Genomic DNA, 17,510 nt, shown 5'->3' with positions numbered 1-17,510 from the left:
CGTGGCCCCCATGAGAACAGGAGACCCCCTGATGACCTCGGAGTACGACCTCGTCGTCGTGGGCGGCGGGCCGGCCGGCTCGACCGCCGCGACGGCCGTGGCCCTGCGCGGGCACCGGGTGCTCCTGCTGGAGCGCGACACCTTCCCCAGGTACCAGATCGGCGAGTCGCTGCTGCCCGCCACCGTCCATGGTCTGTGCCGCCTGCTCGGGGTCGCCGACGAGGTCGCCCGGGCCGGCTTCACCCTCAAACGCGGCGGGACGCTGCGCTGGGGCCGCGACCCGGAGCCCTGGCAGTTCTCCTTCTCCATGACACCGCGGCTGCCCGAGCCCACCGCGACCGCCTTCCAGGTGGAGCGCTCCCGGTTCGACGAGATCCTGCTGCGCAACGCCGAGCGCGTCGGCGTCGAGGTCCGTGAGGGCGCTCCGGTGCGCCGGGTGCTCACCGGCGAGGGCGAGACCGCGGGCGCCCGGGTGCGCGGTGTCGAGTACACCGCCCCGGACGGGACCGTCCGCACGGCCCTCGCGCGGTTCGTCGTCGACGCGTCCGGCAACACCAGCCGGATCCACGGCCGGGTCGGCGGGCCGCGCGTGTACTCGGACTTCTTCCGCAACCTCGCCGTGTTCGGCTACTACGCGGGCGGCCGTCGGCTCCCCGAACCGAACAGCGGCAACATCTTCTGCGCCGCGTTCGACGCCGGCTGGCTCTGGTACATCCCGCTGCGCGACGATCTGACCAGCGTCGGCGCGGTGATCGCGCCCGAGCACTACGCGGCCGTCCAGCACGACCCGCGGGCCGCCTGGCGGGACATGATCAAGGCCTGTCCGGAGGTCGACCGGCTGCTGACCGGCGTACCGGTCGCGACCGAGCCGCCGTACGACCGGGTCCGGGTGCGCAAGGACTACTCGTACTGGAAGAAGTCGCTGTGGACACCGGGCATGGCGCTGGTCGGCGACGCCGCGTGCTTCGTGGACCCGGTGCTCTCCTCGGGTGTCCACCTGGCCACGTACGGCGCTCTGCTGGCCGCCCGCGCGGTGAACTCCGCGCTGGACGGCAGCGTCCCCGAGGAGCGCGGCTTCGCCGAGTTCGAGGCGCGCTACCGCCGCGAGTACGGCGTGTTCTACGAGTTCCTCATCGCCTTCTACGACATGGAGCGCAGCGAGCGGTCGTACTTCTGGTCGGCGAAGAAGGTCACCCGGGTGGACGTCGACGAGGCCGCCGCGTTCGCCGAGCTGGCCGCGGGAGTGGCGTCCGGCGACGCGGCGGTGGGCGCGAGCGGTCGGCTCGGCGCCCGCTGGAGTGCCGCCGCGGCCGAACTCGACGACGCGGTGGGCCGGTTGGCGACCGACGGGGACCGGGTGAACCCGCTGCTGTCCACCCGAGTCGTCGCCGACACGTTCCGCACCGGTAACGACCTCCAGGAGCAGGCCCTGTACGGCGGCCCGCTCGACGACTCGGGCCCGCCCGCCCCCGACGGGCTCGCGGTCGCCGCGGACGGCTTGTCCTGGAGCGCGCCGTGAGCCCGGCGTCCCGGCGGCAGGGTTATCCGGGGTGGCCGTCGGAGCGCTTGCGGTGGAGGGTGAACGTCTCGAACACCGACAGTTCGCCGTTCGGCTTGTTCACGTTGTAGTAGGTCACGTGCATGCGGGTGGTGTCGCCCGTCCGCGCGTTCCGGTCCTGTCAGGTCTGGCTGACCCTGACGGCCACCGCGCTCGGCTACGGCGGGATGTTCGGCGCGTTCAGCTACATCGCCTACACGTTCACCGAGGTCGGCGGCTTCTCCTCGGGGGATGTCGCCTGGCTGCTGATGGTGTACGGCCTCGGGCTGGTCGTCGGCAGCGTGGTCGGCGGGCGCGCGGCCGACCGTGACCGTGACCGCGCCCTGGTCCTCGCCCTGCTCGGACTCGCCGTCACCCTGGCCGTGTTCGGTCTGCTGGCCGGCAGCGCCGTCGCTTCGGTGATATTGGTGTTCCTGATGGGGCTGTTCGGGTTTGCCGGCGTACCCGGCCTGATCACTCGCGTCACCGACTTCGCCCACGGCGCGGCACTGGCCGCCAGCGCCAACGTCTCCGCGTCCAACGTCGGCAACGCGCTCGGCGCCTGGCTCGGGGGCCTGGCCATCACCGCGGGCCTCGGCTACACCGCGCCGCTCTACGTCGGCTCCGGCATCGCCCTGGTCTCCGTCGGCGTCATGGCCGTCGCCGCCCACCTGGCCAGGACGCACGCCCAGGAGCCCGCCTCCCGCGGGTGAGGCGAGGGTGGCTTCAGGCAGAAGTCGTGGTCTCGAACCACGTGGGTTCGTCGGAGAGCGCCTGTTTGATGCGGAACAGCTGGCGTTCGTGCATGGGCGGCAGGGCGTCCACCGCGAACCAGCCCACCGCGACGGACTCGTCGTCGTTGACCCGTGCCTCACCGCCGACGGCCCGGCAGCGCAAGGTGACGTCCATGAACTGGCACTTGTCGCCGTTCGGGTACTCCACCTGCCGCCCCGTGCGGACCAGGACGACGCGCTCGGGGACGCAGTGCACGCCTGCCTCCTCGTACACCTCCCGCACGGCGCAGTCGGCGGGCTGCTCCCCCGGGTCCGGGATGCCGGTGATCACGGTCCACTGGTGGTTGTCCGCGCGCTGCCCGAGCAGCACCCGGCCCTCCTCGTCGAAGACGACGGCGCTGACGCCGGGGAGCCAGAGCAGCTGGTGGCCCGCGGAGGCCCGGATCTCGGTGATGAAGTCAGGAGTCGGCATGGGCCGAGCCTACCCGGGCGCCCTCAACCCGGGCGGCCTGACCGATTCGTCGTCAGGCCGCCGCCGGCCCGCCGCCAGTCCTCGTCAGGCCGCAGCCAGGCCGCCACCAGTCGGCGGTCGCCTCGGTCGCCAGTCGTCGTCAGGTCGTCGCGCTCCGGCGGGCGCGCACCCCGGCGCCGATCGCCCATCCCAGGCCGCCCGCGGCGACGAGCACCAGGGCGATCTCGGGCAGGATGCCCAGCTTCGTCGCTGGCGTCTCCGAGGAGCGCAGGGGCACCTTCTGCACCAGCGAGTCCGCGACGAACATGCCGGTCTTCTGGGTGATCCTGCCGTCCGGCATGATGATCGCGCTGACGCCGCTGGTCACGGGCACCGTGACGGTCCGGCTGTGCTCGACGGCGCGGACGCGGGACATGGCGAGCTGCTGGTATGTCATCTCGCTGCGGTCGAAGGTGGCGTTGTTGCTGGGCACGGAGATCATCTGCGCGCCGTGGGTGACCGTGTCGCGCACGGCCCAGTCGAAGGCCGCCTCGTAGCAGGTGGCGAGGCCGACCTTGGCGCCGTCCATGTCGAACACGCCCGGCTTGCTGCCCCGGCTGAAGTCCTGGCGGACCATGGAGGTCCAGTTCTCGTTGATGGCGCCGATGAAGGAGCGCAGCGGAAGGTACTCGCCGAACGGCTGGACCTGCCGCTTGTCGTACGTCTGGGTGGGTCCCTTCACCGGGTCCCACAGGATCTGCTCGTTGTAGAGCTTGCCGTCCCGCCCGACGACCCCGCCGACCGAGATGGGCGCGCCGATCGCCTTGGCCGCGTTGTCGATCACGACGGCGGCGTCGGCGTAGGCGAAGGGGTCGATGTCGGAGGAGTTCTCGGGCCACAGCACGAAGTCGGGCTGCGGGACCTTGCCCGCCTTGACCTCGGCGGCCAGGCGTTGCGTCTCGCGCGCGTGGTAGTCGAGGACGGCTCGGCGCTGGGCGTTGAACTCCAGGCCGAGACGGGGCACGTTGCCCTGGATGAGGGCGACCGTCGCGGTGCCGTCCTGCGCCTTGTCGCTCACCAGCGCGCGTGCGGCCACGGCTCCGACGACCGGAACGGCCACGCTGAGCAGTGCCACGGCGGCGGCTGAGCGCCGCACCTCACCCGTGTTGCGGCGGTCCAGGACGAGGCGCACGACCTCGTACAGGCCGAAACCGCACAGGACGACCGCGAAGCCGAGGACGGGAGTGCCGCCCAGCGCGGCGAGCGGCAGGAAGACGCCGTCCGCCTGGCCGAAGGCGATCTTGCCCCAGGGGAAACCGCGGAAGGGCACGCGCGCGCGTGCCGCCTCGCCGGCGATCCAGAGCGCGGCCGCCCACACCGGCCAGGCCGGCAGCTTCGACACGGCGGCTATGCCCACGCCGACCAGCGCGACGAAGACCGCCTCGATGGCCGCCAGGGCGAGCCACGGGCCAGGGCCGACCTCGACGCCGGTCCACACGAGGAGCGGCAGCAGAAAGCCCAGCCCGAAGAGGTAGCCGAGGCCGAGGGCCGCCTTCCAGCTGCGCCCGCGCAGGACCCAGCCGAAGACGGCGAAGGCCGGCAGCGCCAGCCACCACAGGATGCGCGGCGGGAAACTGACGTAGAGCAGCACTCCGGAGAGCGCCGCGGCGGCGGCCGGGACGAGGCGCAGGAGCCGCGCGCCGCGCGAGAGCGGCGCGGTCTGCGGTTCCAGCTGGTCCGGCTGGCCCACGGGAGGTGCGGTGACGGTCACTCCGGGAGTGTACGGCGGGCGCCCTTTCGGCCGACAGCACGGTCCGCGGAGCGGGCCGGTGGGCGACGGCACGCGCCGGCCGTCGACATACGCCCCCCACGGCGCTCCATCACGGCACGACCCGGCGCACAACCCGGCGCAAGTCATCCACAAACCGCCCATCAGCCGTTACGGTGTGGCAGAGCTCCGGTCGCTCAGGCGTTCGGGGTCCGTCACGGTTCAGGTCCGTCACGGTCGGGGGGCGACCGGGTTCGGGGGGACGGGGTGGGTTCCACGGGGATGACGTCTGCGGCCGGCACGGACGCGGACGGGGAAAGACGAAACGTTTCCGACGCGGCGGGCGTGGCCGTGTTCGGGGCCTGCGCCATCTGGTCCCTGATCACCGCCGCGGTGCACGGCGGCCGCCCCGAGGGCGTTCTGCTCGCGGTGCTGGCGCTGGCCGCCGGATATGCGGCGGGCCGGATCTTCGGGGTGCTGCTGCCGGTCGCCGCGCCCTGCGCCGGGGCGCTGGCCGGGCTCGCCCTGACGGTGGCCCTGCCCCGGCTCGACCCGGGGCCCGAGATCGTCGAGCCGCTGGGCCACGCCGGCGCCACCGCCGCGCTGCTGACCCTGTCGGCCGGCGCCGCCTGCTGCGCCGCCTGGGCCACCCCGCTCCCCGCGCTGCGGTACGCGCTGTGGCTGCTCGCCGGGGTGATCGCGGTCACCGGGGCTCTCCTGGGCTCGGTCACGGCCGTGGTGTGCTGTGGCGCGGTGCTGCTGTGCTCGCTGGCCGCCGGCCGGATGCGCCGCCGGGGACCGGGCCTGCTGGCGCTGGCCGGCACGGCCTTCCTGATGACCGGCCTGACCTGGGCGATCGCCGCAGACGCACTGCCCGGCGGGCTCGCCGACGCGGTGCGCGACCGACTGACGCCTCGCCGGGTCGACCTCTGGCACGACGCCCTGAGCATGGCCCGTCACGAGGCCGGACTCGGCGTGGGTCCCGGACGCTTCGGAGAGCTGAGCACGACGGCGGTGCAGTCGACCCTGTCCGACGGCAAACCCCATTCCGCGCCGCTGCAACTGGCTGCCGAGCAGGGCGTCATCGGGGTGCTGCTGCTCGCCGCGGGCTTCTGCTGGGTGCTGTTCGCCCTGTGGCGCGCGCCGCGCCCCACGCCGGTCGTCCTCACCGCGGGCGCCGCGCTCACGGCCCTCGCGGGCCTCGCCGCGATCGGCAACGCGCTGAGCTTCACCACGGTGTCGGTCGGCGCGGGGCTGCTGGCTGGCCTGGCCACAGCCCGACCGCTGGCCCAGCAGGCCGCGGCGCCCGAGGCGCCGACGGGGTACGAGAGGAACCTCCGCCACGGCGACCGCCCGGCCGCCTGACGGCGGGCGCGACCCGGAGTGGGACCCGGCCGGCTGTCGGACGGACGTCAGTGTGCGGCGCCCGCGGCGCCCGTCCGCAGCCGGGCCCTGATGACGCGTACGGCGGACTCCGCGTCGTCCACGGTGATCGTGAACGTGTGACCGTCCCAGAGCCGCAGCAGCACGCCCTCGCCACGGCGTACGACGACGGCGGTGCCCTTCTCCGGCCGCCAGCGGTAGCCCCAGCCGCCCCAGTGGCGCGGGGTGACGAGCGGTACGAAGTCGGCGCCTGCGACATGGGCCAGCGGGATGCGGCGGCGCGGCAGGCCGATGTGACCGCAGCGCACTTCGAGGGACTCCTTGTCGAGCTTCAGGTCGACGTGGACGAAGGCGAGGGTGCCGAAGAGGACCAGCAACCCGGCGGCGATGCAGCCGACGACGGCCATGGCGAGCGGGGCGATGCCCGACGTCCACGCGGAATCGACGGCGAGCTCGATGCCGAGCGCCATGCAGGCGGCGCCGACGAGCGCGAGCAGCCACTGGAACCGGTTGGTGGCGCGCCCGGTCCAGACGTCGGGGTGCGGGGCGTCACGATGCGGGACGTCGGGAGGCGGAGTGCTCTCGTCTTGGGGGTGGTCCCTCATATGCATGAGGTTACTCAGGTTTCGCTGCGCCGGTAGCCCGTTGCGCAGAGTGACTGCTCCGCCCGGGCGGCGAGCCGTCCCCGAGGACGGCGTGGACCGCCCGTCGGTCACTGCGCGGGGCTGACGGCCTGGAGCAGGCGGCCTTCCGCGTAGGCCAGGGCGGGCTCCGGGAGATCGCCCTGGCGGCCGCTGAGGATCACGGTCACGGTGCCGAGGGCCGCCGCCTCGGGTGCGGGGCGCGCACCGATCCGGCGCAGTGCCTGAGCCGCCACTGCCCCGGCCGAACCGTGCAGGACGAGCGGCGGACGCCGGGGGCGCTGCACGGCGGCACGGATGCGGTCGGCGACCAGTTCGTAATGGGTGCAGCCCAGGACGACGGTCGTCACCTCGTCGGGGGTGAGGGCGGCTGCCGCGGCGACCGCGGCGTCGATCGCCGCCTCGTCGGCGTGCTCCACGGCCTCGGCCAGTCCCCAGCAGGGCACCTCGGCGACCGGGACTCCGTCGGCGAAGTCCTGGATGAGGCCCCTCTGGTAGGGGCTGCCGGTGGTGGCGGGGGTCGCCCAGATCGCGACGGGACCGCCGCCGGCCGCGGCCGGCTTGATCGCCGGGACGGTGCCGATCACCGGGATGCCGGGTTCGAGGCGGGCGCGCAGGGTGGTCAGGGCGTGCACGGTCGCCGTGTTGCAGCCGACGATGAGGGCCTCGGGCCGGTGCGCGGCGGCGGCGTCGGCGACGGCCACGGCACGCTCGGTGAGGTCCTGGGGGGTGCGCGGACCCCAGGGCATGCCGTCGGGGTCGAGGGAGAGCACGAGATCGGCGTCGGGTCGCAGGCGCCGTACCGCGGCGGTGGCCGCCAGCAGACCGATTCCGGAGTCCATGAGCGCGATCTTCACCCGGCCACCATAGACGATGGGCTCTTGACGGCCGGTCGGGTGGGGCAGACTGCGCGCGTGAGCGCCATCGTGTGGATCGCCGCCCTGTCCCTGGCCGCCTGGCTGTGGCTGCTGCTCTGTCAGGGCTTCTTCTGGCGTACGGATGTGCGACTGCCGGCTCGGAGAGAACCGGAGCGGTGGCCGTCGGTCTGTGTCGTCGTCCCCGCGCGCGACGAGGCGGCGGTGCTGCCCGCGAGCCTGCCGTCGCTGCTCGCGCAGGGGTATCCGGGACGGGCCGAGATCTTCCTCGTCGACGACGGCAGCTCGGACGGCACGGGCGAACTGGCGCGCGATCTCGCCCGGCGCCTCGGCGGGCTCCCGCTGACCGTGGACTCGCCGGGCGAGCCGCCCGCGGGCTGGACCGGCAAGCTGTGGGCGGTGCGGCACGGCATCGCGCTGGCACGCGCGCGTGAGCCCGAGTACCTCCTCCTGACGGACGCCGACATCGCGCACGCGCCCGACAGCCTGCGGGAGTTGGTGGCGGCAGCGCGCACCGGGGGTTTCGACGTCGTCTCCCAGATGGCCCGGCTGCGGGTGGACAGCCTGTGGGAGCGGCTGGTGGTACCGGCCTTCGTCTACTTCTTCGCGCAGCTCTACCCCTTCCGCCGGATCGGCCGGCGTGGGGCGCGCACGGCGGCCGCGGCGGGCGGCTGCGTACTGCTGCGCGCCGAGGCGGCCGAGCGGGCCCGGATCCCGGACGCCATCCGGCATGCCGTCATCGACGACGTGGCGCTCGCGCGCGCGGTGAAGGGCGGGGGCGGCCACATCTGGCTGGGACTGGCCGAGCGGGTGGACAGCGTGCGCCCGTACCCGAGGCTGCACGACCTGTGGCGGATGGTCTCGCGCAGCGCCTACGCGCAACTGCGTCACAACCCGCTTCTGCTGACCGGTACGGTGCTCGGACTCGCCCTGGTGTACCTGGCGCCGCCGCTCGCCCTGCTCACCGGGCTCGCCTTCGGCAGTCCGGCCGCGGCGGTGCCCGGCGGTCTGGCGTGGCTGGTGATGACGGGGACGTACCTCCCGATGCTGCGTCACTACGGTCAGCCGCTGTGGCTCGCTCCCCTGTTGCCGTTCACCGCGTTCCTCTACCTGCTGATGACGGTGGATTCAGCGGTGCAGCACTACCGGGGGCGCGGCGCGGCCTGGAAGGGCCGCACCTACGCACGTCCGGACGCCGTGACCGACGAGGGCTGAACCCCGGGGCGGGGGCCCTACTTCCGGCCCGGGGTCCAGTTCATGCCCCACCCGTAGGCGTGGTCGACGGTCCGCTGCGGGCTCACCCCGCGCTCGGGCACCAGGTAGCGGGCCTCGCGCTGGACTACGAGGTCGCCGCCGTGGTTGGTGATCAGCGCGAGGGCGCACACCGTCGAGGGGACCGTGCACTCGTCGAGGGAGAAGTCGATCGGGGCGCCGAACTGCGGTCGCAGGGTGACCGTGGCGTGCAGGTCGGCGAAGGAACGGGCGCCCTCGTAGATGGTGACGAAGACGAGGATGCGCCGGAGGTCGTTCTTGCGGTCGAGGTTGACGGTCAGGTTCTCGCCGCTCGCCACCGCGCCGGTGCGGTCGTCGCCGTCGAGGTGGATGTAGGGCGGCTGGTGCAGGGCGCCGAAGGCGTTGCCGAGGGCCTGGACCACGCCCTTGCGGCCGTCGGCGAGTTCGTACAGGGCGCACAGGTCGAGGTCGAGGTCGTTGTGCAGGGCCATCGCCCGCCCGCGCTTGCTGCCCCACCCCGAGAACTGCTTGCGTGTCTCCCAGTTGAGGTTCACGTGGAGGGCGCCCGAGGTGCCGCCCTGCTTGGTCAGGGAGACCGACGGGGCGGCCTTGGTGAGCGTCACCTTGGTCAGGCGGACCGGCGCGGCGGGCGGCGCCGACGGCGGGGGCGGGGCCTGGTGGACGGGCGGGGGAACCGTGGCCGGGAAGGCGGGCCTGGTCGGCGGTGGCGGAGGCGGGGACTGCGGGGTCGACGGCGCCGGGGCGGCGGCGTGCTGGGGCTCGTCCACGGTGATCCCGTAGTCCGTGGCCAGGCCTTCGAGGCCGCTGCCGTAGCCCTGTCCGACGGCCCGGAACTTCCAGGCGCCCTGGCGGCGGTAGAACTCGCCCAGCACGAACGCCGTTTCGACGGTGGCGCCGGCGCTGTCGAACCGTGCCACGACGGTGCCCGCGGACGCGTCCCGTACCTCGATGTAGAGGTCCGGGATTTGACCGAACGAGCCGCCGTCCGTCGAAGCGGCCAGGACCACGGTCTCGATCGCGGGCTCCACGCGCGCGAGGTCGACGAGAAGGGCGTCCGTGACGCGGCCCGCGGCGTCGCGCTTGCCTTCGTGGCGCACGGCCCCGGAGGAATGGGCCGGCTGGTTGTAGAACACGAAGTCGGCGTCGGAACGGACCTTTCCGCCCACGAGGAGCAGCGCCGACGCGTCCGCGTCCGGAACGCCCGGTCCCGAGCGCCAGCCCAGTTCGACTCGCAGTGCCGTGGTCGGCACCGGGGCGTTGGACCCCTTCGACATTGACATGCACGTCCCCCTTGTGTGTCGGTGCGCCCAGGCCGCACGCCCGGCACCCCTCGGGTTGTCTACCCGGCCAACCTATTGCGCAGGACAACGAACTCCCATCGGGAACACCGGATCAGCGTCGGCCGACCCGCCGGTAACCCGCTCGGAACTCGGCCTTTACACGATCTACAGACGGTTTACCGTCCCTTTTTCCCAACTTCGCTCGCATTAGGGATCCGAGGCCACTACCGACACGGAAAACAACCTTCTTATCGGTCTCCCCAACCAGCACATCGTGGGCTTAACTTATGTGCCATGACCTCCCCCCGCTCCACCTATGGCGGCGGCTACTACGCCTCCTTCCCGGACACTCCGATCTACGACTCGCTCGTGGCCGAGCGGGGCACCCCGCAGATCGCCCCGATCCGGGTCCCCGCCGCGTACGACATGGGCAGCAGCAACCTGCCCGCGTTGCCGTCGGCGCTGCCCGCCCTCCCGGCAGGCCCTTCCCAGGCGCCCTACGGCTACCCGCAGGCACAGCAGCCCGCTCCGCTGCAGCAGGCCCCGGCGGCGTACATCCCGCCGCAGGCCGCCGCGCCGCGCGGCTATCCCGGCTCCCAGGCGCAGCAGCAGCCGCGCCCGGCGGGTCACGGCATGGGCTACGAGGCGATGCGCCCGGCCGCGCCCCGGCCCGCCGCGCCTCAGTACCAGGACCCGTACAACCAGCAGCAGCAGTACCGCGGCGGCTACTGAGTCGCTCCACCCCGGGTCGTCGGCGCCGCCTGGCAGGATGACCCCATGGGGAATGCGGAGCTGCTGTCGATACACGTCCATCCGGTCAAGGCGTTCCGGGGCCAGGCGCCGCGGAAAGCCGTCGTGGAGCCCTGGGGGCTGGCCGGTGACCGACGCTGGACGCTGATCGACCACGGGGGAAAGGTCGTCACACAACGCCAGCAGCCGCGCCTCGCGCTGGCCGCCGCCGAGCTTCTGCCCGGCGGCGGCGTGCGTCTGTCCGCGCCCGGTCTCGAGCCGCTGGCCGTGCGGACACCCGAACCGGTGGGCACGGTGTCGCTGGAGATCTTCGGCGACAAGGTGGAGGGGGTCCTCGCCGACGCTGCCGCACACGCCTGGTGCAGCGCCCACCTCGGCGTCGACGTACGGCTGGTGCACATGGACGCCCCCGCGACGCGCAGGCCCGTCGATCCCGAGTACGCGCTGCCCGGCGAGACCGTGTCCTTCGCCGACGGATATCCGCTGCTGGTCACCACGACCGCGTCCCTCGACGCCCTCAACTCCCTGATCGCGCAGGGCGGGCACGCCGACGAGGGGCCGCTGCCGATGAACCGTTTCCGGCCGAACCTGGTCGTGGCGGGCACCGACCCCTGGGCCGAGGACGGCTGGTCGCGCCTCGCCGTCGGCGAGGTCGAGTTCCGCGTCGCCAAGTCCTGCGGACGGTGCGTCGTGACCACCACCGACCAGAGCACCGCCGGGCGCGGCAAGGAGCCGCTGTCCACCCTCGGCCGGCACCGGCGCCTCGACGGCAAGCTGGTCTTCGGGCAGAACCTGGTGCCCCTGTCCCGGGGCACGGTCAGGGTCGGCGACCCGGTGCGCGTCCTCGCCTAGCCAGCGCGCCGTCATCGCATGGTTCCGGCCTCCATCAGGGCCGGGGCGATCCGCGGGAACCCCCGCCCGGTCCCGGAGCGTTGGCACTGCGTGAGAAGTTCATGAGAGGTCCCGAGCCCTGGTGATTTCGCTCTCTCTTTCACCGGGCTCGCGCGTGAACGGCTCCGACGGGAGTTATCACGGAGGGGGAAGGGGGTGCGGACGGTGCGAGCGATCCGCGGAATCTGGCGCTGGCGACACAACCCGCTGCGCCGTGGCACGGACCTGGCCGAGGCCTGGGTGGCCCTGTCGGCCCTCCTCCTGATCCTGCTCGTGGCGCCCGTGGTGGGCTCGGTCGTCGGAGCGGTCGCGCAGGGCGTCCTGCAACAGGCGGTCCGCGAGCAGCGTGTGTCCCGCCACGAGGTCACGGCCACCGTGGTGCGGAAGGTGGACGGCTCGCCCCTGGAGATGGACCCCGAGACGGCCACCGGCCGGGACTCCCGTACGCGGGTCGTCGCCGACTGGACCGCGCCGGACGGCACCACGCAGCACGGCACGGTCCTGGCGGGCCTCAAGACCCCGCACAGCGGCGACCACTTCGAGATATGGACGGACGGACACGGCCGGCTGGTGGCCCGCCCGCTGGACTCCGCCACGGCGACGACGCACGCCGTGCTCGCCGGTTTCGGCGCGGCCCTGCTCACCGCGGGCCTGGTCGAGGGCGGCCGACGGCTGATCGTCTGGCGCATGGTCCGCCGCCGGTACGCCCGTTGGGATCAGGCCTGGGACCGGGCGGGCCCGGACTGGGGCCGCACCGGCACCGGCAGCTGACGGCCTTCCGTCTCTGGTCAACCCACCACCCGCGCGCACGCTACGGTGGTCCGGCCGAAGCATTTCGGCATCAACCCGCGTACCACGAGGTGGGGGCACAGCAACGCCATGGCACAGGGCACGGTCCAGGTGACGCACACCGGCACATCGAGGTGGCGGCGCCGCACGGGTGAGTACGCATCGCTCGCCGCCGCCCTGGAGGCCGCGGCCGAGGGCGATGTCCTCACCATCGCTCCCGGCACCTACCGGGAGAACCTCGTGGTGCAGCGGTCGGTGACGCTGCGCGGCCCCGAGGGCTCCCCCGGCTCCGTGCGCCTCGCGCCCGTGGACGGGGTGCCGCTGACCGTGCGGGCCTCTGCGGTGGTACAGGACCTGCACGTGGAGGGCCAGGACGCGGCGGCGCCCGCCGTGCTCGTCGAGGAAGGCACGCCGGAGCTGCTGGACCTGCGGATCGTCACCCGCTCCGCGGCGGGCATCGAGGTGCGGGGCAGCGCCCGCCCGACGGTCCGGCGGTGCACGGTGGACAATCCGGCGGGCATCGGCATCGCCGTGGTCGACGGCGGCGGCGGTGTCTTCGAGGAGTGCGAGGTCGTCGCGGCGGGGCAGGCCGGCGTCGCGGTGCGCGGGGGCGCGCACCCCCGGCTGGAGCGCTGCCGGGTGCACCACACCTCGGGCGCGGGTCTGAGCGCGACCGGCGACAACTCGGCGCTGGAGGCGGTGGGGTGCGAGGTGTACGAGGTCAGGGGCAGCGGTGTGCAGATCACCGCCCGGGCCACCGCCCACCTCACCGACTGCGATGTGCACCGCACGACCGCCGACGGCGTCACCCTCGACACGGACGCCGTGCTCACCCTCGCCGACTGCCGTATCCACGACATCCCGGAGAACGCGGTCGACCTGCGCTCCCGCTCCGTCCTGACGCTGACCCGCACGACGGTGCGTCAGTTCGGGCGCAACGGGCTGTCGGTGTGGGACCCGGGCACACGGGTGGACGCCAACCAGTGCGAGATCTTCGACAGCACCGGCGACTACCCGGCCGTCTGGGTCAGCGACGGCGCCACCGCCGTGCTGGACTCCTGCCGGGTGCACGATGTGCCGGACGCGCTGTTCGTCCTCGACCGCGGCTCGCGCGCGGACGTCGTCGACAGCGACCTCTCCCAGGTGCGCAACACGGCCGTGTCGGTGAGCGACGGCGCGACCGCCCAGCTCGACGACTGCCGGATCCGGGACGCGGCGACCGGCGCGTGGTTCCGTGACCACGGCAGCGGCGGCACCCTGAACAACTGCACGGTGGACAGCACGCAGACCGGCGTGATCGTCACCAAGGGCGCCGACCCCACCGTCGAGCGCTGCACGGTCGACTCCCCCGCCGAGGCCGGCTTCTATGTGTCGGCCGGCGGTCGCGGCAGCTTCCTGAACTGCCGGGTGACCAACAGCGGCGGCTACGGCTTCCACGTGATAGACGGCAGTCGTACGACGCTGCGCAAGTGCCGTACGGAGCGCTGCGCGCGCGGTGGCTACGAGTTCGCGGACGCCGGGGCGGACGCCACGCCCGGTTCCGGTCCGGTGGTCGAGGACTGCACCAGCGACGAGAGCGCGGGCGTGCGGACGCCGACGGCCATGGGGGCGCCGGAGACGGCCGTGCAGACGACCGCCCAGTCGCCCGGTCTGCTCGGGGTGATCCCCGAGCAGCGCGTCACCGTGCCGGAGCCGCAGCACCCCGCCGTCGAGCCGCAGACGTCGGTGCGGACCTCCAAGGACGTGCTCGGCGAACTGGACACGCTGGTGGGCCTGGAGAGCGTCAAGCGGGAGGTGCGGGCCCTCATCGACATGATCGAGGTGGGCCGTCGCCGCCTGCAGGCCGGGCTCAAGGCGGCGTCCGTCAAGCGCCACCTGGTCTTCACCGGCTCCCCCGGCACCGGCAAGACGACGGTCGCGCGTCTGTACGGCGAGATCCTCGCCGCCCTCGACGTCCTGGAGAAGGGCCACCTCGTCGAGGTGTCCCGTGTCGACCTGGTCGGCGAACACATCGGCTCGACGGCGATCCGGACTCAGGAGGCCTTCCAACGGGCGCACGGCGGTGTGCTGTTCATCGACGAGGCGTACGCGCTGTCGCCGGAGGACGCGGGACGGGACTTCGGCAAGGAGGCCATCGACACCCTGGTGAAGCTGATGGAGGACCACCGGGACGCCGTGGTGGTGATCGTGGCGGGCTACACGGCCGAGATGGAGCGGTTCCTTTCGGTCAACCCCGGAGTGGCGTCCCGTTTCTCACGGACCATCACCTTCGGTGACTACGGCCCCGACGAGCTGCTGCGGATCGTGGAGCAGCAGGCCGAGGAGCACGAGTACCGGCTCGGCCCGGGCACCGCGGACGCCCTGCTGAAGTACTTCACGGAGCTCCCCAAGGGCCCCGCCTTCGGCAACGGACGTACCGCGCGGCAGACGTTCGAGGCGATGGTCGAGCGGCATGCCAGCCGGGTCGCCCAGGTGGCGGAGCCGGACAAGGACGACCTGACGCTGCTGTACGCGGAGGACCTGCCCGAGCTGCCCTGATCCGCTCACACGCGCTGCACGGGGACCTCCGGTCGCAGCCGCCCCAGCAGCAGCTCGCGCTCCTGCGCGAACGCCGGGTCGGCCTGGTAGTCGGAGTGGCCCAGGATGGGCGCGGGGAGCGGGTGCTCCGCGGTGCGGCCGTACGCCAGCGGGTCGGCGAGGGGCTCGCGGTCCACCTGGGGGCCGCAGTCGTCGCCGGAGAGCCGTACCGGGCCGCCGATGGGGTCGGTGAGCCGGTACAGGTTGCGCCAGCAGTCGATGTCCTCGTGCAGGGCGGCGAGCGCGGCCGGCCCGAAGTGGGCCGGGAACCAGCGTCCGTAGAGCCGCTCGATCGGGGAGCCGTAGGTGAGCAGGGCTACCCGTTTGCGGTCGGAGGGCTGCAGCTGCCAGGCCGCTGCGGCCGCGAGGACGCTGCCCTGGGAGTGGCCGGAGATGACGAGGCGCCCGCCCGTGGCGCGCGTCCAGGTGGCCATGCGCCAGGTCAGGTCGGGTACCGCGCGCTCGGCGTAGCAGGGCGGGGCGAAGGGGTGCGCGGCGCGCGGCCAGAAGGTGCCGACGTCCCAGAGGATGCCGATGGTGCGCCGCGCCGAGGGGTCCTTGTAGGCGCGCCGGCCCCAGGTGACGAACAGGACGAAGCCCAGCCCGATCAGCCAGGAGCCCAGGGCCTGGGCGGTCTGGGCCGCCCCGTGCACGAAGGGCTGGGCCGTCTGCCCGGCCTGGACCGGGGTCTTCCCGGTGCTGAACGCGCCGACGATCGCGCCGGCGCCCAGGACCAGGGTCGCGGTGGAGGTGACGGCGACGAGCAGGGGTGCGCGGTCGGTGAGGGTGGCCATGGCACGGGCGCGGGCGATACGACGGGTTCGGGCCGGGTCCCCGGTCTTCACCCCGTACTCCCGGACGACCTTGTCCTGCTCGGCGCGGGTCAGCAGCAGGGTCCGCCGGCCGAGTACCGCGCACAGCACCAGCAGGACCGAGATCAGCACGGGGATCGCGGACGCCTGCCAGGTCAGCAGCACGGGCGGCCCGTCGAGGGAGGTCCCGGTGCCGTCCAGCCAGTCCGACACCCGCTGCGACACGCCGCCCGACATCACCCCGCCCAGCGCACAGGCCAACAACGCGACCGCGGGCCCGCCGAGCCCCCGCAGCGCACAACGATCCAGCCGCCCGGCGGCGCCCTGGCCGACGCCCTTCGACACGAGGCCGACCGGGTCCGCGGGCGCTGCGTCCGTCTCGCGAGGTGCGGTGGAGCCGACGGCGCTGCCGGGCGGTGCGGGCTCCTGGGGGCAGTGGTGCAGGGTGCGGGCGACGACGGCGAGGGCGATGACCAGGGCGCCCTGGGCGAGGGCCAGGCCGCCGAAGGTCGCGTCGCCCGGGAGGCGGCCCTCGGACGTCCAGCCGGGGCGGTCCCATCCGGCGTACACCAGCGTGAGAGCGAGCAGGACGAAGGCGGCCAGCGGGAGACGACGGACGAGGTGGGCGTCGAGGCTGCGGTCGAGACGGTGCTCGCTGCGGCCCCGGCGGCACACCACCCACACCGTGGCCAGCGCTGCCGCGACCAGGGACACCTCCAGCAGCCGGCCGAGCCCGGCGAGGAGGGCGGAGCCGCCGGGCCGACGGTCCTGGCGTACGGCCGCCGTGCCGACCGCCGCGGCCACCGTCAGCAGTCCCGCCGCGGTGTGCGCCGCGCGCAGGCGGGCCACCAGGCGGCGCCCGTACCAGAAGCCGGGCCGGCCGAGCGCGGTGTGACCGGGGTCGTTCTCCGGTTCGGGCGTGCGGTCGAGGGGTTCCTGGGACTCGTACGCCCGCCAGGTGCGGTGGGAGAGGTACCAGAGGAGGCCGGTGAGGGCGGTCGGGACCAGGGCGGCGAGGGCGAGACGGCGGCCGGGCAGGCTCCACCAGCCGTCGTTCGAGACCGCCGGGGAGAGAAAGCCCAGCCAGGAGTGGCGCTCGGCGCACGCGGGCGTGCCCGCGCACTGCCAGGCCGTCAGGTCGAGGGCTACCTCGCAGGCCGCGGCGACGAGCAGCACCGTCAGGCTCAGCGCCGCGAGCCGCACCAGCAGTCCGTAGAGACGCACCGTGCGGATGCGTTCCCGGGCGGCGGGGCGCATCCAGTGGGCGAGGTTGACGACCATGAACGGCAGCAGCAACAGCCACAGGGCGCGGGTGCCGTTGCCGGAGGTGAGGTTGGACCAGACGTAGGCCTCGGGGACGGGTGCGTCGCGGCCGCGGTCGTCGCCGGGTCCGGTGTCCGCGGTGACGTCGTCGGCGCGCCGGTAGACGGCCGCCGTGTCGTCGCCGGTGATCCGCACCGTGCGCGGATCGTTCAGCATCTTCTCGGGCGTGGCGCCACCCACGCCGTGTACCAGGAGTTCCAGGGCCGTTCTGTCCGCAGAGGCAGGTTCCACTGTTCGCACTTCCCCCGTGACACGCCTTCGACATGTGTCCGTGCGGGCATAAGGATCGCCGTTTCGCCGGCGTGATACACCTCCCGTCACGGAATCTCCGCGGACAGGGCGGGAAAACGCCGATGCCACCCGTGACTGGCATGCACGCGTCGGGGTGGTGGCACAGCTGTGAGCAGGCCGTGCGAGGATGGGACGCCCGCACACCGGCGTCGGG

General features: G+C 73.4%; 13 protein-coding genes and 1 pseudogene. 8 read left to right on the top strand and 6 right to left on the bottom strand.

The genetic code is table 11. From position 1 onward, the window contains the following. The first annotated feature begins 31 nt into the window (after nt 1-31). The gene (locus ACIBAF_RS21175; RefSeq protein WP_399464757.1) at nt 32-1,519 is read left to right on the top strand and encodes a tryptophan 7-halogenase; all 1,488 of its coding nucleotides are present in this window, start codon (nt 32-34) and stop codon (nt 1,517-1,519) included. Between the two features lie 143 nt (nt 1,520-1,662). Further along, nucleotides 1,663-2,250: pseudogene (locus tag ACIBAF_RS21170) on the top strand (MFS transporter); the annotation flags it as partial. Nucleotides 2,251-2,263: 13 nt separating this feature from the next. On the opposite strand, the gene ACIBAF_RS21165 reads toward ACIBAF_RS21170, so the two are convergent. Both ACIBAF_RS21165 and lnt read right to left on the bottom strand, forming a co-directional pair. Beyond that, nucleotides 2,264-2,743 (bottom strand): NUDIX hydrolase, encoded by a 480-nt coding sequence (locus ACIBAF_RS21165; RefSeq protein ID WP_399464756.1) that lies wholly within the window; start codon nt 2,741-2,743, stop codon nt 2,264-2,266. A 139-nt stretch (nt 2,744-2,882) separates the two neighbouring features. Beyond that, nucleotides 2,883-4,493 carry an apolipoprotein N-acyltransferase gene (lnt, locus tag ACIBAF_RS21160; protein ID WP_399464755.1) on the bottom strand — a complete coding sequence of 537 codons (1,611 nt, stop codon included), beginning with the start codon at nt 4,491-4,493 and terminating at the stop codon, nt 2,883-2,885. A gap of 279 nt (nt 4,494-4,772) precedes the next feature. Here lnt and ACIBAF_RS21155 point away from each other — a divergent pair, with 279 nt between their 5' ends. Then, nucleotides 4,773-5,855 (top strand): O-antigen ligase family protein, encoded by a 1,083-nt coding sequence (locus tag ACIBAF_RS21155; RefSeq protein WP_399464754.1) that lies wholly within the window; start codon nt 4,773-4,775, stop codon nt 5,853-5,855. Nucleotides 5,856-5,902: 47 nt separating this feature from the next. Here the strand turns inward: ACIBAF_RS21155 and ACIBAF_RS21150 are convergent, their stop codons facing one another. After that, on the bottom strand, nt 5,903-6,478 hold the full coding sequence (locus ACIBAF_RS21150) for a hypothetical protein (protein WP_399464753.1): 576 nt from the start codon (nt 6,476-6,478) through the stop codon (nt 5,903-5,905). Nucleotides 6,479-6,585: 107 nt separating this feature from the next. Next, nucleotides 6,586-7,371, bottom strand: a complete 786-nt coding sequence (locus tag ACIBAF_RS21145) for a glutamate racemase (protein WP_399464752.1) — start codon at nt 7,369-7,371, stop codon at nt 6,586-6,588. Nucleotides 7,372-7,428: 57 nt separating this feature from the next. On the opposite strand from ACIBAF_RS21145, the gene ACIBAF_RS21140 reads away from it, so the two are divergent. Then, complete coding sequence (locus tag ACIBAF_RS21140; RefSeq protein WP_399464751.1) at nt 7,429-8,604, top strand: glycosyltransferase; 1,176 nt, start codon at nt 7,429-7,431, stop codon at nt 8,602-8,604. Nucleotides 8,605-8,621: 17 nt separating this feature from the next. Here the strand turns inward: ACIBAF_RS21140 and ACIBAF_RS21135 are convergent, their stop codons facing one another. Continuing rightward, complete coding sequence (locus ACIBAF_RS21135) at nt 8,622-9,917, bottom strand: TerD family protein (protein ID WP_399464778.1); 1,296 nt, start codon at nt 9,915-9,917, stop codon at nt 8,622-8,624. A 300-nt stretch (nt 9,918-10,217) separates the two neighbouring features. Between ACIBAF_RS21135 and ACIBAF_RS21130 the strand changes: the two genes are divergently transcribed. The 4 genes from ACIBAF_RS21130 to ACIBAF_RS21115 all read left to right on the top strand — a co-directional run bounded on the left by ACIBAF_RS21130 (nt 10,218) and on the right by ACIBAF_RS21115 (nt 14,891). Further along, nucleotides 10,218-10,655: a DUF6643 family protein gene (locus ACIBAF_RS21130; protein WP_399464750.1), complete on the top strand. Its 438-nt coding sequence runs from the start codon at nt 10,218-10,220 to the stop codon at nt 10,653-10,655. Between the two features lie 45 nt (nt 10,656-10,700). Then, on the top strand, nt 10,701-11,525 hold the full coding sequence (locus ACIBAF_RS21125) for an MOSC domain-containing protein (protein WP_399464749.1): 825 nt from the start codon (nt 10,701-10,703) through the stop codon (nt 11,523-11,525). Nucleotides 11,526-11,729: 204 nt separating this feature from the next. Further along, complete coding sequence (locus tag ACIBAF_RS21120; protein WP_399464748.1) at nt 11,730-12,335, top strand: hypothetical protein; 606 nt, start codon at nt 11,730-11,732, stop codon at nt 12,333-12,335. Nucleotides 12,336-12,443: 108 nt separating this feature from the next. Further along, entirely contained in the window at nt 12,444-14,891 is a 2,448-nt protein-coding gene (locus tag ACIBAF_RS21115) for a right-handed parallel beta-helix repeat-containing protein (RefSeq protein WP_399464747.1), read from the top strand. A 5-nt stretch (nt 14,892-14,896) separates the two neighbouring features. Here the strand turns inward: ACIBAF_RS21115 and ACIBAF_RS21110 are convergent, their stop codons facing one another. Next, nucleotides 14,897-17,296 (bottom strand): hypothetical protein, encoded by a 2,400-nt coding sequence (locus tag ACIBAF_RS21110; protein ID WP_399464746.1) that lies wholly within the window; start codon nt 17,294-17,296, stop codon nt 14,897-14,899. Nucleotides 17,297-17,510: the final 214 nt, after the last annotated feature.

Origin of the sequence: Streptomyces sp. NPDC051677, from assembly GCF_044453465.1 — a bacterium.
Classification (GTDB): domain Bacteria; phylum Actinomycetota; class Actinomycetes; order Streptomycetales; family Streptomycetaceae; genus Streptomyces.
This window is presented reverse-complemented; position numbering and strand designations above follow the sequence as displayed.

Coding starts and splice junctions, on each gene's coding strand:
- ACIBAF_RS21165 (WP_399464756.1), bottom strand. CDS start 2,743: ATGCCGACTCCTGACTTCATCACCGAGATCCGGGCCTCCGCGGGCCAC.
- ACIBAF_RS21150 (WP_399464753.1), bottom strand. CDS start 6,478: ATGAGGGACCACCCCCAAGACGAGAGCACTCCGCCTCCCGACGTCCCG.
- ACIBAF_RS21115 (WP_399464747.1), top strand. CDS start 12,444: ATGGCACAGGGCACGGTCCAGGTGACGCACACCGGCACATCGAGGTGG.
- ACIBAF_RS21135 (WP_399464778.1), bottom strand. CDS start 9,917: ATGTCGAAGGGGTCCAACGCCCCGGTGCCGACCACGGCACTGCGAGTC.
- ACIBAF_RS21125 (WP_399464749.1), top strand. CDS start 10,701: ATGGGGAATGCGGAGCTGCTGTCGATACACGTCCATCCGGTCAAGGCG.
- ACIBAF_RS21130 (WP_399464750.1), top strand. CDS start 10,218: ATGACCTCCCCCCGCTCCACCTATGGCGGCGGCTACTACGCCTCCTTC.
- ACIBAF_RS21175 (WP_399464757.1), top strand. CDS start 32: ATGACCTCGGAGTACGACCTCGTCGTCGTGGGCGGCGGGCCGGCCGGC.
- ACIBAF_RS21155 (WP_399464754.1), top strand. CDS start 4,773: ATGACGTCTGCGGCCGGCACGGACGCGGACGGGGAAAGACGAAACGTT.